At 32.4% G+C, this 14,652-nt stretch carries 15 protein-coding genes; 9 read left to right on the forward strand and 6 right to left on the reverse strand.

The annotated features are described in order from the left end of the window. Positions 1–82: 82 nt before the first annotated feature. Positions 83–367 (reverse strand): hypothetical protein, encoded by a 285-nt coding sequence (locus E0F98_RS10085; protein ID WP_132111046.1) that lies wholly within the window; start codon positions 365–367, stop codon positions 83–85. A 139-nt stretch (positions 368–506) separates the two neighbouring features. Further along, on the reverse strand, positions 507–980 hold the full coding sequence (locus E0F98_RS10090) for a Dps family protein (protein WP_132111048.1): 474 nt from the start codon (positions 978–980) through the stop codon (positions 507–509). Positions 981–1,075: 95 nt separating this feature from the next. Between E0F98_RS10090 and E0F98_RS10095 the strand changes: the two genes are divergently transcribed. After that, the gene (locus E0F98_RS10095; RefSeq protein ID WP_132111050.1) at positions 1,076–2,017 is read left to right on the forward strand and encodes a LysR substrate-binding domain-containing protein; all 942 of its coding nucleotides are present in this window, start codon (positions 1,076–1,078) and stop codon (positions 2,015–2,017) included. 43 nt (positions 2,018–2,060) lie between these two features. On the opposite strand, the gene E0F98_RS10100 is transcribed toward E0F98_RS10095, so the two are convergent. Next, positions 2,061–2,258, reverse strand: a complete 198-nt coding sequence (locus E0F98_RS10100; protein WP_132111052.1) for a hypothetical protein — start codon at positions 2,256–2,258, stop codon at positions 2,061–2,063. Between the two features lie 135 nt (positions 2,259–2,393). After that, positions 2,394–3,059 (reverse strand): tRNA (5-methylaminomethyl-2-thiouridine)(34)-methyltransferase MnmD, encoded by a 666-nt coding sequence (mnmD, locus tag E0F98_RS10105; RefSeq protein WP_132111054.1) that lies wholly within the window; start codon positions 3,057–3,059, stop codon positions 2,394–2,396. A gap of 304 nt (positions 3,060–3,363) precedes the next feature. On the opposite strand from mnmD, the gene E0F98_RS10110 reads away from it, so the two are divergent. Then, the gene (locus E0F98_RS10110) at positions 3,364–4,431 is read left to right on the forward strand and encodes a branched-chain amino acid aminotransferase (protein WP_132111056.1); all 1,068 of its coding nucleotides are present in this window, start codon (positions 3,364–3,366) and stop codon (positions 4,429–4,431) included. 156 nt (positions 4,432–4,587) lie between these two features. Here E0F98_RS10110 and E0F98_RS10115 read toward each other — a convergent pair whose 3' ends face one another. Continuing rightward, positions 4,588–4,974 (reverse strand): pyrophosphohydrolase domain-containing protein, encoded by a 387-nt coding sequence (locus E0F98_RS10115; protein ID WP_132111058.1) that lies wholly within the window; start codon positions 4,972–4,974, stop codon positions 4,588–4,590. Positions 4,975–5,713: 739 nt separating this feature from the next. Between E0F98_RS10115 and E0F98_RS10125 the strand changes: the two genes are divergently transcribed. The 4 genes from E0F98_RS10125 (at position 5,714) to E0F98_RS10140 (ending at position 8,452) form a co-directional block, all read left to right on the forward strand. Further along, on the forward strand, positions 5,714–6,907 hold the full coding sequence (locus E0F98_RS10125; protein ID WP_132111062.1) for an SRPBCC family protein: 1,194 nt from the start codon (positions 5,714–5,716) through the stop codon (positions 6,905–6,907). Between the two features lie 63 nt (positions 6,908–6,970). Further along, on the forward strand, positions 6,971–7,513 hold the full coding sequence (locus E0F98_RS10130; RefSeq protein WP_132111064.1) for an RNA polymerase sigma factor: 543 nt from the start codon (positions 6,971–6,973) through the stop codon (positions 7,511–7,513). 33 nt (positions 7,514–7,546) lie between these two features. Then, on the forward strand, positions 7,547–7,966 hold the full coding sequence (locus E0F98_RS10135; protein WP_132111066.1) for a hypothetical protein: 420 nt from the start codon (positions 7,547–7,549) through the stop codon (positions 7,964–7,966). Between the two features lie 33 nt (positions 7,967–7,999). Then, positions 8,000–8,452, forward strand: coding sequence for a sensor of ECF-type sigma factor (locus tag E0F98_RS10140; RefSeq protein WP_132111068.1), 453 nt, complete (start codon positions 8,000–8,002; stop codon positions 8,450–8,452). 58 nt (positions 8,453–8,510) lie between these two features. On the opposite strand, the gene E0F98_RS10145 is transcribed toward E0F98_RS10140, so the two are convergent. Next, the gene (locus E0F98_RS10145) at positions 8,511–9,575 is read right to left on the reverse strand and encodes a sialidase family protein (RefSeq protein WP_132111070.1); all 1,065 of its coding nucleotides are present in this window, start codon (positions 9,573–9,575) and stop codon (positions 8,511–8,513) included. 117 nt (positions 9,576–9,692) lie between these two features. On the opposite strand from E0F98_RS10145, the gene E0F98_RS10150 reads away from it, so the two are divergent. From E0F98_RS10150 to E0F98_RS10160, 3 genes are all read left to right on the forward strand, one after another. After that, a complete protein-coding gene (locus E0F98_RS10150; protein WP_132111072.1) occupies positions 9,693–11,069 on the forward strand; it encodes a hypothetical protein in 1,377 nt (458 codons plus the stop codon). Positions 11,070–11,195: 126 nt separating this feature from the next. Then, complete coding sequence (locus E0F98_RS10155) at positions 11,196–13,157, forward strand: KUP/HAK/KT family potassium transporter (protein WP_132111074.1); 1,962 nt, start codon at positions 11,196–11,198, stop codon at positions 13,155–13,157. Between the two features lie 138 nt (positions 13,158–13,295). Then, entirely contained in the window at positions 13,296–14,564 is a 1,269-nt protein-coding gene (locus E0F98_RS10160) for an RsmB/NOP family class I SAM-dependent RNA methyltransferase (RefSeq protein ID WP_132111076.1), read from the forward strand. The last annotated feature ends 88 nt before the right edge of the window (positions 14,565–14,652 follow it).

Below are 14,652 nucleotides of genomic sequence, written 5' to 3' on the forward strand. Positions count from 1 at the left end.
AATACTAAAATAAATTATACGTAAACGTGCTACAACATTAATTAATGTAGCAGTTCATTTTTTTAAAATTTAAACGGAAGTATTATGCCAAGTTAGGCGGAGGGGAAAATATAGTTGCCGCAATCTTATCGTGTTTCGATAGATTTTCGGATAAGATCAGACTTGATCTATTGTGTTCTAATGCTAGTAATCCAAGATCTAAATTGCTGTAATAATTAAAAACTTTTACCTCTTTTGGGGTGTGTTCTTCTTCGGATAAACTATAAAAAATAGAAGTGTCGCATGATTTATCTATCATCCCCACAACTGCGGGAGTTGATAGAAAAGCTATAAATATGAATAAAAAAATGCGAGCTATTATTTTCATAATTGCAAAAGTAAGATTAAATATATAAAATTGAAACTTCGATAAAAAAATTTGCGAAAATTTAACATTAGTAAAAAGCCAAAATAATACTCAAAGTACTAATAAGGCTTTCATTTTATTTTAAAGGCCGGGAGCTTCATTATTCCTCTAACCAAGCTTGCATCATCCATATTGTTTTCTCTTGCTCAGCAATAAAGTCGCTCATCATTGCATTAGAACCTTCATCATTAACTTCTGCTGATTTATTGAGAATTTCTCTTTCTATCGTTAGTAAGTGAGATAATGAATTTACAATCAATTGAACCGCTTTTTCATCATTTGAAATATTTTTACCAACTGTCAATTTATTATGTTTTATGTAGTCCTCAAATGTATGCAGTGGAGTTCCTCCTAACGTTAAAACACGTTCCGCGATCATATCAATCTTTAACTGCGAGTCATTATATAGTTCTTCGAATTTTACATGCAAATCAAAAAAACGTTTTCCACGGATGTTCCAATGAATTCCCCTTAAGTTCTGATAATAAACTTGATAATTGGATAATAAGGAGTTTAATTCACCTATTATTAGTTCTGTTTCTTTAACGGGTAGACCTAAAATATTTGTTTTCATGATTTTAATTTTAACAAAGAAATGAAGAAATTCACAGAAAGCACTATAAATTAAATTGATTGTTTTTATATTTACATCGTAAAATACTATCAAAAATGACAATCACTCAATTAAAATACGTCTTAGCAGTTGCTGAGCATAAAAATTTCACTTTAGCTGCAGAAAAATGTTTTGTTACCCAACCCACTTTAAGCATGCAAATTCAAAAAATCGAAGAAGAATTGAGTATCTTGATATTTGATCGCTCGAAAAAACCCATTCAACTTACTGATATTGGGCAAAAAATTGTGAATCAAGCTAAAAATATTGTCAATGAAGCAGATCGAATTCACGATATAGTTGAACAACAAAAAGGATTTGTGGGCGGTGAATTCAGATTAGGAATAATTCCGACAATTATGCCAACTCTGCTTCCCATGTTTTTAAACAACTTTATAAAAAAATATCCAAAAATTAAGCTGATTATAGAAGAATTAAATACGGATGAAATTATAACTAAACTTAATAATGGCCATCTCGATGCCGCAATCGCGGCCACTCCGTTGATGGAGGAAAAAATTAAGGAAATAGTTTTATATTTTGAACCATTTGTAGCATACATTCCCGAAAGTCATCATCAATTTAAAAAGGAAGAAATTTCGATCTCAGATTTAAATATAGATGAAATTCTTTTATTGCAAGATGGCCACTGTTTTAGAGATGGAATTTTGAATTTATGTAAAAATAATCCAAAAAATGAATCTAGCCATTTTCAAATAGAAAGCGGAAGTTTTGAAACATTGATAAAATTAGCTGATGAAGGACTAGGGACAACACTCCTTCCCTATTTACATACTTTAGATCTAAAAGAAGCCGATAAAATAAAATTACGCCATTTTGTAGAACCTAAACCAGCTCGTGAAGTAAGCTTGGTTTTTCCAAAAAGTGAATTGAAAATGCATATAATTGATGCTTTGCGCACGAGTATCGCCGGCGTTATAAAAGGAGCTATTGTTTTCCAAAACGTACAAATTATAAGCCCGTTGAAAAGCAAATAGACAAAAAAAGAGGCTATTCTTGTGGAATAGCCTCTCTAATATATTATGAGTTTACTTTTAATACACATTGTTTTAATTCTGGTTTTTCTATAATATAATGAAATAACCATTCTTGTAATTGTTCTATCTCGTAAGGCAATAGTGTTTTGATGGCTTTTTCTAATTCTTTGCAAAAAAGTATCGGGTCGAAACTCACTCTTTCTAGTATTGATTTTGCGTAATCAAACGTTATTTTAGACATAATAATTTGAGAATTTATGGTTAAACTAATTTTGAACTTAGCGTAAAAATACAGCTTTTAAAACAACCTCTACTCTATTTAACGTTTAATTTACATTATTAGTATGAGGTCTTGAAATAATAATGGAAATATAAATTATTCTAATTTACTGGCACGAAACATCTCTCTTTTTCCCGGTGGCCCTGCCAGTTTCTCGACTTTAAAACCTACTTCGATCATACTCCTTTTCACTACCCCACGAGCTGCATAAGTAACTAGTGTCCCATTAGACTTCAGTGCGTCATACATTTTTTTAAATATAACCGTACTCCAAAGTTCTGGCTGCACACGATAGCCAAAAGCATCAAAATATATCAAATCGAATCGATCCAAGTCATTAATTTCTTCGAAAAATTGTTTTCTTTTAGTTAAAGTAAAATAATCATTAATAACAACAGCTTCTTCCCAATTGCATTGATGCATTTTTTCGAAAATCCCTTTTTTATCTACAGCATTCAACTCCTCCACATAATTCATAGAAACTAATTCATCTGCAGATATTGGATAGGCTTCTACTCCTACATAATCGATTGATTGATTCATTTTCTTTCCTTCGAGAAAAGTAATAAAAGCATTCAAACCCGTCCCGAAACCAATTTCTAAAATAGAAATGGTTTTATTTTGAAATAAGGACAATCCGTTTTTAATAAAAACATGTTGTGCTTCTTGAATCGCACCATGCTTAGAATGATAACATTCGTCCCATTCCTTAATTTGTATGGTCGTAGAACCATCAAGTGTATGTATAATTTCTCTTTTCAAAATAGTGTTTTTGAAGGTATTAATATTTTATACTTTTCGTATTGGGTCAAAATTAGTAAAATCTACAATAGTTCATTCAAAAAGCGTTCTTTATTATGTATTTCATAGAAAACACAAGCTTTTTATTTGATTTTTATACTTGTAAATAATTCACCTTTTAAAGCTATAATTATTGAAGTTTTGACAAGAAATTCGTTGTTTTTTATTTAATTTTGCATGAATCAGAGTTTAATTTGCATATAAAGTATGCTTTAGACGATTGACTAGACTATTTCCAACTTTAAAATAAAAACAACATAATATTATGAGCACAACTCACACTGGCAAAATTGATATCATAAAAGCAGCGGCTTCTAAAATCAATGAAGTAGATTTTGAAAATTTAAGCTTTGGTTCAGTATTCACTGATCATTTACTTGAATGTGATTTTATAAATGGAGAATGGCAAAAACCGGTCATTAAACCGTATGCACCATTTTTGTTAGATCCTTCTGCTAGAGTTTTTCATTATGGTCAAGCCATTTTTGAAGGGATGAAAGCATATAAAGATGAAAGTGATGACATTTGGCTTTTTAGACCTGATGAAAACTTCAAAAGATTCAATAACTCAGCAGTAAGAATGGCGATGCCAGAAGTTCCTGAAGATGTTTTTATGAATGGTCTAAATGAACTATTGAGGTTAGATGAAGCTTGGATTAAAAAAGGAAAAGGAAATACACTATATATCAGACCGTTTTTAATTGCTACTGGTCAAGGAGTAATTGCAAATCCATCTGACGATTACAAATTTATGGTTATTTTATCGCCAGCAAAATCATATTATTCTGGAGAAGTAAAAGTATTAATTGCAGAGCATTTTAGTAGAGCTGCAAACGGTGGAATTGGAGCTGCAAAAGCTGCAGGAAACTACGCTGCTCAGTTTTACCCAACTAGCTTAGCAAATGCAGCAGGATTTCAGCAAGTAATATGGACAGATGATGCAACACATACAAAACTGGAAGAAGCGGGTACAATGAATGTGTTTTTTAGAATAAATGACACTTTATATACTGCTCCTACAAGTGAGAGAATTCTTGATGGTATTACTAGAAAAAGCCTTATTGACATGGCTAAAAAAGAAGGTATTGCAGTTGAAGTGCGCCCAGTTTTAGTTTCAGAGCTTGTTGAAGCATCTAAAAATGGTACTCTAAAAGAAATATTTGGTGCAGGTACTGCAGCAGTAGTTAACCCGATCATTGGATTCTCTTATAAAGAAGTGTATTATGAATTACCAAAAATTGAAAATTCATATGCATCTCAACTTAAAGATAAATTAACAAACATACAACACAAACTAGCCGAAGACACCTTTGGCTGGACTGTAAAAGTATAGTTTCATATTCTATTATTTGACGGTGCAACTTTAAATACAAAAGCGATTCCCAATTATGGGAATCGCTTTTTTTTATATCTTATTTATTCACTGGTTAAGGCTTTATTTGCCGTTGATGAAAACCAGCAACTATATACAAGAACGAAAGAAACTTTGTTATTCTCCCAAAATTTTAGAAAAATTGGGTTTGAAATAATTTGGCCCCTTCATTACTTTTCCGTCTTCACGATAGATAGGATTTCCTTCGGCGTCTAATTTACTCATATTACTACGTTGAATTTCATCAAAAACCGCTTCTATTTTATCTTGTAACCCATGTTCAATGATCGTTCCACATAGGATATACATCATATCGCCTAAGGCATCTGCTATTTCTACCAAATCATTATTTTGAACAGCTTCCAGATATTCTTCATTTTCTTCCTTCATCAAATGATAACGTAACATTTTCTTATTTTCTCCCAAATCGGCGACTGGAGTTTCACTATGTCCAATCTTAAATGCCGTGTGAAATTCTTTAACTGAATCGATTTGTTTTTGCATAATTATATTTGATTAAATGAGGGTACAAATTAGCAACTTATTCTAAACAATTGATTAAATTTGCACAAAATAATTCAAACGTATGTTTAGTCAAGGACAATTAATATTTGCAGGCTGTTTTTTTATTGCTTTTGTAGTAGCAATGATTTTTGCTTATAGAAAAGATGTGAAAATTCATCAGGAGTTTTACAAAGGCAACTATAAAGTGTTATTAGCTTTCGTATTTTTTATTGGGATGCTATTTGTAATAAAAGTTTTTTTTAAGCGCTAATTTAAGTCTTAAAAAATAGCGCTCCGCAGCAAGCAGTATTTTGCCTATTCTGCTTTTCTAAGACTTGAAAATATTTTCTAATAGCACACTATTATTATTGAATAGGAATTTGGTTTTATTTCAAAAGACAGACTACTTCCTTCAAAATCTTTTCCACAAGATTTCACAAAATCCTATTTCAGATAGATATTACTGCTACAGAGGCCACATTCGCACATTGCAAACCAATGTTAATTATTCGAATGTTAACCTACAATCAACTTTATTCAGTAACTATTTTCGCTCCCTCATTAATAAACCGTAATATTACATTAAGAATAAATAAGTTCAAATAATAGTATTCGAATTAAAAAATAATTGAAGAAAAACACTCCGCCGAAATCCTGTGCAATTTTCATAATTTCTTTATGATTCGTCCTACATATTAATAAAAATTCTAACTTTACAACTGAATTCAACCAATAGATTATGCGTATTTTAAAATATATATTTCTTTTGTTATTACTTAGTATAGTAGCCTTGTCCATTTTTATTGCCACACAAAAAGGTGAATTTACTATCGAAAGAAGCAAAATTATCAATTCACCAAAATCAGCTGTTTTTAACTACGTTAATGATTATAGAAACTGGGCCGACTTCGGTTCTTGGACTGCCGAAGATCCGGAGATAAAAGTTCAATATCCTGCTGTAACTATTGGTAAAGGCGCATCCTATTCTTGGGAAGGAAAAGATGGAACTGGTGAAATGCGTACATTATTTGTAAAAGAAAATGATAGTATTGCTCAAAAAATGAATTTCAACGGAACCAATTCATCCGTTTTCTGGACTTTTAAAGATACCATCGGTGGAACAAACGTAACATGGAAAACTAAGGGAAACATGAGTTTTCTATTTAAAGTCTATACTGCTTTAAACGGCGGCGTTGACAAGGTTATTGGAAGCATGTATGAAAAAAGCTTAACTAACTTAGACATAGCACTGGACTATGAAATAAATACATTTTCGGTGAAAGAAAACGGACTAGTAAAAAAACCTCAAACTTTTTATTTGGCTCAAACTTTCACAAGCGAATTATCAAAAGTCAATAAAAACGCTAAAATTGTTATTCCAACTATCGTCGCTTTTTGTGAACAAAATGACATTTCTGTAAATGGAAAGCCATTTGTAATTTATCACACCTATGATATCGCAAAAGGATTGGCAAAAATTTCAATTTGCGTTCCTATTAAAAAGGAAATTTATATAAGTCCTGGAAGTGATATCGTTTCTGGAAAACTAGACGCATTTGAAGGAGTGAAAACAACCTTAACCGGAGACTATTCGCATATCACAAAAGGATATGATAAGGCATTGGCATTTATTACTAAAAACCAATTAGCCTCAGATCCAAAAATATCACATATCCAGATTTATTCGACTGGAAAAACTGAAATAAAAAACCCGTCAAAATGGGTTACTGAAGTATACATACCGATTGTACCAAAAATTGTTATTCCGGTAAAAACCTATGTTCCCGCTACTGCTGAACCCTCTACTACCACACCAGTAGCGCCTATAACTGCAATAACTCCAGTAAAAATAGACAAACCTACGGTGAAACCTACTCCATCAAAAAAATCACCGACCACTAAAACCACAGAAGAATTGCCTTCTGAATTCTAGTTTTTTTTTCGTAGCTAATTAAACCTTCCTACCCAATATCAATCTAACCTATAAACTATCGCTTTGCAGGAAGAAGAGGAATTTATTCAGCAGTTATTGAACCCTACGACACAAAACGAGGCGTTCCAAAAACTCCTATTAACCTATCAAAAGCCACTTTATAATCACATTCGAAATATTATTTTGAATCATGATGATACAGATGATGTGTTGCAAAATACCTTTATTAAAGTTTATCAAAATTTAAGTAAATTTAAAGGAGAAAGCAAACTGTTTTCCTGGATGTATCGCATTGCTACAAATGAAGCACTTACATTTTTAAATCAAAAAGCTAAAAGAGGAGGAATCTCATCTGAGACATTGCAGAATAAAACAATTGACAATCTTACATCTGACAGCCATTTTGATGGCGATGAACTTCAAATAAAATTGCAAAAAGCGATTATTACCCTTCCTGAAAAACAACAATTGGTTTTTAAGATGAAATATTTTGAAGAACTAAAATACGAACAAATATCAGAAATATTAGGGACTTCAGTTGGTGCATTGAAAGCTTCCTACCATCATGCGGTAAAAAAAATTGAAGCATTTGTAACTTCAAATTAAACCTTTTTACTAAAATTAAGTCTTATACATGTTATGAAAGAATTTAAATTAGAAAACGAACCTAAAATTGAATCTGGATTTAAAACTCCAGAACATTACTTTGAAAATTTCTCAAAGAACTTCATGCAGCAATTACCTGAAGAAGAACCGAAGGTAATTTCTCTTTTTCAAAAAAATAAAAAGATTGTAATGATGGTTGCTGCGGTTTTAACTATTTCGATTCTAATTCCTGTAGTTTACAATAATAGCATTAATGCAAATAATAATGAGATAGACGCAACAGCTTTGGAAAATTACCTAAGTTATCAATCTAATATCAATCAATATGAATTAATTAATGGTCTAGAGGCTGATGAAATCGATAATATTAAAACAACAGTAGTTCTAGAAAATGCAACTATTGAAGACATATTAGCAACTAATGGTAATTTAGAACTCCTTATGCTAGAATAAACTTTGTAGAAAATTATAATAAAAAATATAAAAATGAACATTAAACAAATAATCCCATTTCTATTGTTGTTGACCTCTTTTAATTTTTATGGTCAAGATGCAGGAATGAAAGAGAAAAAAGAGCAAATCAAAACACTAAAAGTGGCTTTTTTGACTACCGAATTAGACTTAACAACTCGTGAGGCAGAAAAATTTTGGCCTATCTACAACACCTTTGATGATAAGCAATTTGAGATAAGACATCAAAAAATGCGAGCATTTAAAAGCCGCATGAGCGATAGCGCATTCAATAATATGACTGAAAAAGAAGCAAATGCACTACTTACACAAATGGACAGTGCAGATGAAGAATTATATTTATTACGAAAAAAATTCACAAAGAATTTGAGAGAAGTGATGAGCGCTAAAAAGATTATTAAGCTGAAAAAATCTGAAGAAGATTTCAATAGAAAATTATTGCATCAATATAGATCTTCAAAAAAATAATACTAGATTAAAATAAAACTATTACCCTATCCATAACATCGACGTATGAGATAGGGTTTTATTTTATAAAATTAATACGTATCATTTTATTTTTACCAGCTGCAATTGCAGTATGATTGTCTAAGAATCTAATGGTAAATAGACTCGGATCAGTAGTTAACTGCCTCCATGAATTTCCTCTATCAGCGGAATAATATAGTCCCGATGCACCAACAGTAACTAATGATTTTCCATTACTACCTGGAACATATTGTACACAAGAAGCATATCCAAAACCTTCGTTTTCTGCCATTAGCTCCCATGTTTTACCACCATCTTGAGTGCGAGCTTTATTTCCGAAATTTTGATTCGGAGCCTCATAATCTCCTCCAGCTATAAATCCGTTTTTCGAGTCATAAAAATCAGCAGTGAAAATACCAGCCATTGCTTTTCCTTGCACAATGGGTGTGTCAAATACTTCCCAATTATTTCCCTTGTCAGCAGAATAGAATACTCTCGCTTTTTTACCTCCTGAAACAATCCAAGTATCATTTCCCTTTATCACAATATTAGTATTACTGGCGGCAAAAGCGGCTTCACCATCAACGATTTTTGGTAGTTTACTATTTGAGATTTTATTCCATGAGTTACCGCCATCTCTAGTTATAATTATCGAAAGATAATCCGTAATAGGATCTCCCATTGCAATTCCTTCATTTTTATTCCAAAATTTCATGCTGTCGTAAAACACTTTCTCATTATATTCCTGATACACTAATGTCGTTTCTAAATTCTCCTTATTCACTTTATAAAGTAAACCTGGATTAGCAACGCTCAACAAAAATATATTTTTTGGTGTTTGTGCAATACTTCTGAATTCTAGCGTTAAAGTATCCTTAGAGATTTTCCTTTCAAATTTTTTGTTTTTTTCCAAATCAAAAAAACCAAATCTTGAATTATTTGCTGCGTACCAAATTTTATTCCCATCTACGGTAATAGCTCTAATACTGATATTATCTTGAAACAAAGTATCAATTGTTACTGTATTAAAAATAACCTCATCATCAACTGTATCTTTATAATTTACTGTTTTACATGAATTTAAAAACACAAAACCCAATGCCATTAAAAAAATATTTCTCATTTAAATCCTTTTATTTAAAGCTAATTTACAATTTAATATAGTAAAAGCAAACGGCCCAAAAACTAATTGGCACAATAATTGAATATTAGCCTATTGTTAAATAAAAACACACATACTATGAAAACTAAACTATTAATATTAAGCCTGATGACTTCGGTTTTTATAGTGCATGCGCAAGATAGAAACAGGGTTTATGCATCAAACAATGAAATTAGCGATAATTTAGATTTGAGAGCCGTTGCTGATATTTTTGGAGATTCTAGAAATCTTCAGGATTTTGAAAGACAGTTAAATGACCCAGAACTTCAAATATCTAATCTAGATTTAAACAATGATAACCAAGTAGATTATTTACGAGTTATAGAAACTGTAGAAAATAGAACTCACGTTGTTATAATTCAATCTGTACTTGATCGTGATGTTTATCAAGACGTGGCAACTATCGAAATCGAAAAGGACAGATATAATAAGATTCACCTACAAGTTGTGGGAAATGAATATATGTATGGTCCAAACTATATTTACGAGCCTGTATATTATAGAACTCCTGTAATTTATGCCTCTTTTTGGTCTTATAATTACAGACCTTATGTATCAAACTGGTATTGGAATTACTACCCATCGTACTATTATGCCTGGAATCCATTCCCTGTATATCGATATAGAAATAATATTCAAATAAGTTTGAACATTTACAACAACTATAATTATGTGAATTACAGAAGAAGTAATCAAGCAGTAGTACTTTACAATTCAAGACGTTCAAATGGGTATGAAAGACAATATCCGAACAATAATTTTACGAGGAGAAATGCTACTGTTTCAAATCGATATGAATTAGAGCAAAGAAGAGGAAATCGTAATACAGGATCTCGAAGTGAAGTTGGTAATTCTCAAAACAGAAACAAATCTTCAAGGGATGTTGCTTCTCGAAGAAGCGATAGCCAAAGAGCTAATTCTCAAACCAGAACTAGTCCTTCAAGAGAAACTACCACTCAAAGAGCAGGAAATCAAAGGGACTATTCTCAAAATAGAAGTACTACTTCAAGAGAAAGTGTTCCACAAAGAACTGAATCACAAAGAAGCAACTCGCAAAACCGTGCTGTTCAGTCAAGAGAAAGTGCTCCACAAACAACTCAAACGCAAAGAGACTATTCTCAAAACAGATCAAATCCATCAAGAGAAAATGCACAAAAAAGAACTGAAACGCAAAGAAACTATTCTGAGAACAGAAATAGTTCTGCTAGAGAATCTGCTCCACAAAGAGTTGAATCGCAAAGAAGCAACTCTCAAAACCGAGCTACTCAATCTAGAGAAAGTGCACCACAAAGAACTCAAACGCAAAGAGATTATTCTGAAAACAGAGCTAACACTTCTAGAGAAAGTGCTCCTCAAAGAGCTCAAACTCAAAGAGGAAATTCTCAAAAGAGTGCTCCACAACGAACAGAATCAAGCAGAGACAACTCTAGCAGAGGAGGTAATAGAGGATCATAAAAAAAGTTAACTAAAGTAGTTTTAAACACGGTCAAAATGGCCGTGTTTTTTTTATGTCTTTTTCTTATTAAACAACACTAATCTATTTAAAAAGAGTAAATTTGCCGAGTTTTTTAGATACAAAATATGGACACATCGCATAAAAACCTGCATTCAAAATTATCGCTGGGTGGATTATTGATTTCGTTGGGAATAATATATGGAGATATTGGGACATCCCCTTTATATGTTATGAAAGCCATCCTTGGTGATGGAATAATTAATGCCGATATTGTTTTGGGAGGGGTTTCAGCAGTCTTTTGGACACTTACTTTGCAAACTACCATAAAATACGTGATTATAACGTTGGGTGCTGATAACCATGGCGAAGGTGGGATTTTTGCCTTATATGCCTTAGTAAAGAAAACAAAAATTAAGTGGCTCATTGTCCCCGCAATCATTGGAGGTAGTGCCTTACTGGCCGATGGAATTATTACTCCGCCTATTTCTGTTTCTTCGGCAATTGAAGGGATCAAAACTTATTACCCTCAAATAAATACCATACCTATTGTTATAGGAATTCTATTTGTATTGTTTAGCATTCAACAATTTGGATCAAAATTAGTTGGGAAATTCTTTGCTCCTATGATGTTAATTTGGTTTTCAATGCTAGGAATCCTTGGTGTAATCCAAATAACAAAGTATCCTGAAGTCTTCAAAGCATTCAACCCTTACTATGCCTACAATCTTTTATCTGCTCATCCTGACGGTTTTTTTGTGCTGGGCTTTGTATTTCTATGTACTACTGGAGCTGAAGCATTGTATTCAGATATGGGACATTGCGGAAGAAAAAACATTCGAATCAGTTGGATATTTGTAAAAAGTGCACTGGTCTTGAACTACTTCGGACAAGCCGCTTTTTTAATCCACCACGAAGGTGCAACTTTGCAAACATTGGGTGGAGCAAATGGTAATCCTTTCTATCTCATTATGGCTGACTGGTTCCAACCCATTGGAATTGTAATTGCTACTCTTGCTGCCGTGATAGCCTCTCAGGCTCTTATTAGCGGTTCATTTACTTTGATTAATGAAGCGATGCGATTGAATTTTTGGCCAAAAGTAAAAATAAAATATCCCACAGAATTAAAAGGTCAATTATACATCCCATCCATCAACTGGCTGTTATTTTTTGGATGTGTTGGAATCGTTTTGCATTTTGAGGAATCCGGAAATATGGAACACGCTTATGGTCTAGCGATAATCTTGTGCATGATAATGACCACTATTTTACTCAACTTCTATTTAATCATGAAAAGAGTGAAATTATATTTTATCGTCCCTCTAATAACTATCTATTTGGCTATTGAATTTAGTTTTTTGGCAGCCAATATCACTAAATTTGCCGAAGGTGGTTATGTAACGCTTATCATTGCCATGATGTTAATATCAGTGATGACTATCTGGTTCTTAGCTAAAAAAATAAGCAAGAGTTACACAAAAATTGTAAAAATTGAAGATTATAAAAAGGTCTTAAAAGAATTAGGAGCTGATCTTACTATTCCAAAATATGCAACGCACTTAGTTTATATGACCAATGCAAATCGTGTAAACGAAATTGAAGAAAAAGTAATGTATTCTATCTTACAAAAGAGACCTAAAAGAGCAGACATCTATTGGTTTGTACATGTTAACATTTTAAGTGAACCTTACAGAACTGACTATAAGGTAACCGAAATCATGAAAGACGACTTGTACCGCGTCGACTTTAATCTAGGTTTTAGAGAACCTACAAAAATAAACCTGATGTTTAGAGAAGTTATCAGGGACATGGTAAAAAATGGAGAAGTAGATATTACAAGCCGTTATGAATCCTTGAATAAAAACAATATCATCGGAGATTTCAAATTTGTATTATCTGAAAAATTCCTTTCTAATGACAGTGATTTAAGATGGCATGAAAAACTTATCATGAACTCCTATTTCATGATAAAAAAACTAAGTCTTTCTGAAGAAGGCGCTTTTGGTCTAGACAGTAGTTCTGTAAAAATCGAGAAATTCCCAATGGTTCTTCATGCTCCAGAAAAAATGTGTTTAACACGGATTAAATAAGTATTTCTTCAACTAAATTTCAAAAACACTGCTAGTTTAGCGGTGTTTTTTTTAATCGAAAAATATTAAATCAACATTCATTATTTAAAATTTAACTTTCGGCCAATTAATAGTACCTTTGCACCTCAATTAATTAAAATGAGATTACACAGAAATTTAGTTTATACTACCATTGATTCCCTAAATGCAATATTTAACGAAGGGGAATATGCTGATAAAGTGGTTGCAAGAGCCTTAAAAAAAGACAAACGTTGGGGAAGCTCTGATAGAAAATTTGTTGCCGAAACCATCTATGAAGTAGTGCGATGGAAAAGATTATATGCTGAAATTGCAGAAGTAAAGGAACCTTTCGACAGAGACAATATTTGGAGAATGTTTGCTGTATGGGCAGTTTTAAGAGGATACCCTATTCCAGATTGGCGTCAGCTAGAAGGAACTCCTGAGAGAAAAATAAAAGGACGCTTTGATGAATTATCAAAAGTAAGAGCCTTAAAAGAATCTATTCCAGACTGGATGGACGAAGTAGGTGTAAAGGAATTAGGAGAGAAAGTTTGGGCAAAAGAAATTACTGCTCAAAACCAACCCGCAAAGGTTATCCTAAGAGTTAATACGCTAAAAACTACTAAAGCAGAATTAAGAGCGATTTTAATGGATTTAGACATTGATACTGATCCACTTAAAGACCAACCCGATGCTTTAGTCCTTAAAGAAAGAGCTAACGTTTTTATGACAGACGCTTTTAAGAAAGGTTTCTTTGAAGTACAAGATGCAAACTCGCAACTTGTGGCTGCTTTTCTTGATGTTAAACCAGGAATGCGTGTAGTAGACACTTGTGCAGGTGCAGGTGGTAAAACGTTGCATATTGCTGCTCTAATGGAAAACAAAGGACAGTTAATTGCTATGGATTTGTACGAAAGTAAATTAAAGCAATTAAAAATAAGAGCAAAACGTGACGGCGCATTCAACATTGAATATCGTATCATTGATAGCACGAAAGTAATCAAGAAATTACACCAAAGAGCAGATCGTGTATTGATTGACGCACCTTGTAGCGGACTTGGAGTTCTTAAAAGAAATCCTGATGCTAAATGGAAATTACAACCTGAATTTATAGACAACATTCGTAAAGTACAGGCCGAAGTTTTAGAAAGCTATTCTAAAATTGTAAAACCAGGTGGAAAATTAGTTTATGCCACATGTTCTATATTACCATCTGAAAACCAAGAGCAAGTAGCTAAGTTCTTAACTACTGAAATTGGAAAAGAATTCAACTTTGTTAAAGATCAAAAAATTCTAGCTTCAGATTCCGGTTTTGATGGATTTTACATGGCGCTTTTAGAAAGAAAAGAAGAAGTAGTAAAACCAAAAGAAGTAGAAGCTGTAAAAGAAACAGCAGAAGAAAAATAAGAGCATAGAAAATAGATATTAGACTCACAAATAGTCAAAAAAAAAGCCTCGAAATAGTATTTACTACTTTCGAGGTTTTTTTTATATT

It is taken from the genome of Flavobacterium hiemivividum (genome assembly GCF_004349145.1).
GTDB classification, from domain to species: domain Bacteria; phylum Bacteroidota; class Bacteroidia; order Flavobacteriales; family Flavobacteriaceae; genus Flavobacterium; species Flavobacterium hiemivividum.

Bases quoted from the DNA above. Each gene is read 5' to 3' on its own strand.
- E0F98_RS10085 (WP_132111046.1), bottom strand. From the start codon at position 367: ATGAAAATAATAGCTCGCATTTTTTTATTCATATTTATAGCTTTTCTA.
- E0F98_RS10090 (WP_132111048.1), bottom strand. From the start codon at position 980: ATGAAAACAAATATTTTAGGTCTACCCGTTAAAGAAACAGAACTAATA.
- E0F98_RS10095 (WP_132111050.1), top strand. From the start codon at position 1,076: ATGACAATCACTCAATTAAAATACGTCTTAGCAGTTGCTGAGCATAAA.
- E0F98_RS10100 (WP_132111052.1), bottom strand. From the start codon at position 2,258: ATGTCTAAAATAACGTTTGATTACGCAAAATCAATACTAGAAAGAGTG.
- E0F98_RS10110 (WP_132111056.1), top strand. From the start codon at position 3,364: ATGAGCACAACTCACACTGGCAAAATTGATATCATAAAAGCAGCGGCT.
- E0F98_RS10115 (WP_132111058.1), bottom strand. From the start codon at position 4,974: ATGCAAAAACAAATCGATTCAGTTAAAGAATTTCACACGGCATTTAAG.
- E0F98_RS10125 (WP_132111062.1), top strand. From the start codon at position 5,714: ATGCGTATTTTAAAATATATATTTCTTTTGTTATTACTTAGTATAGTA.
- E0F98_RS10135 (WP_132111066.1), top strand. From the start codon at position 7,547: ATGAAAGAATTTAAATTAGAAAACGAACCTAAAATTGAATCTGGATTT.
- E0F98_RS10140 (WP_132111068.1), top strand. From the start codon at position 8,000: ATGAACATTAAACAAATAATCCCATTTCTATTGTTGTTGACCTCTTTT.
- E0F98_RS10145 (WP_132111070.1), bottom strand. From the start codon at position 9,575: ATGAGAAATATTTTTTTAATGGCATTGGGTTTTGTGTTTTTAAATTCA.
- E0F98_RS10150 (WP_132111072.1), top strand. From the start codon at position 9,693: ATGAAAACTAAACTATTAATATTAAGCCTGATGACTTCGGTTTTTATA.
- E0F98_RS10155 (WP_132111074.1), top strand. From the start codon at position 11,196: ATGGACACATCGCATAAAAACCTGCATTCAAAATTATCGCTGGGTGGA.
- E0F98_RS10160 (WP_132111076.1), top strand. From the start codon at position 13,296: ATGAGATTACACAGAAATTTAGTTTATACTACCATTGATTCCCTAAAT.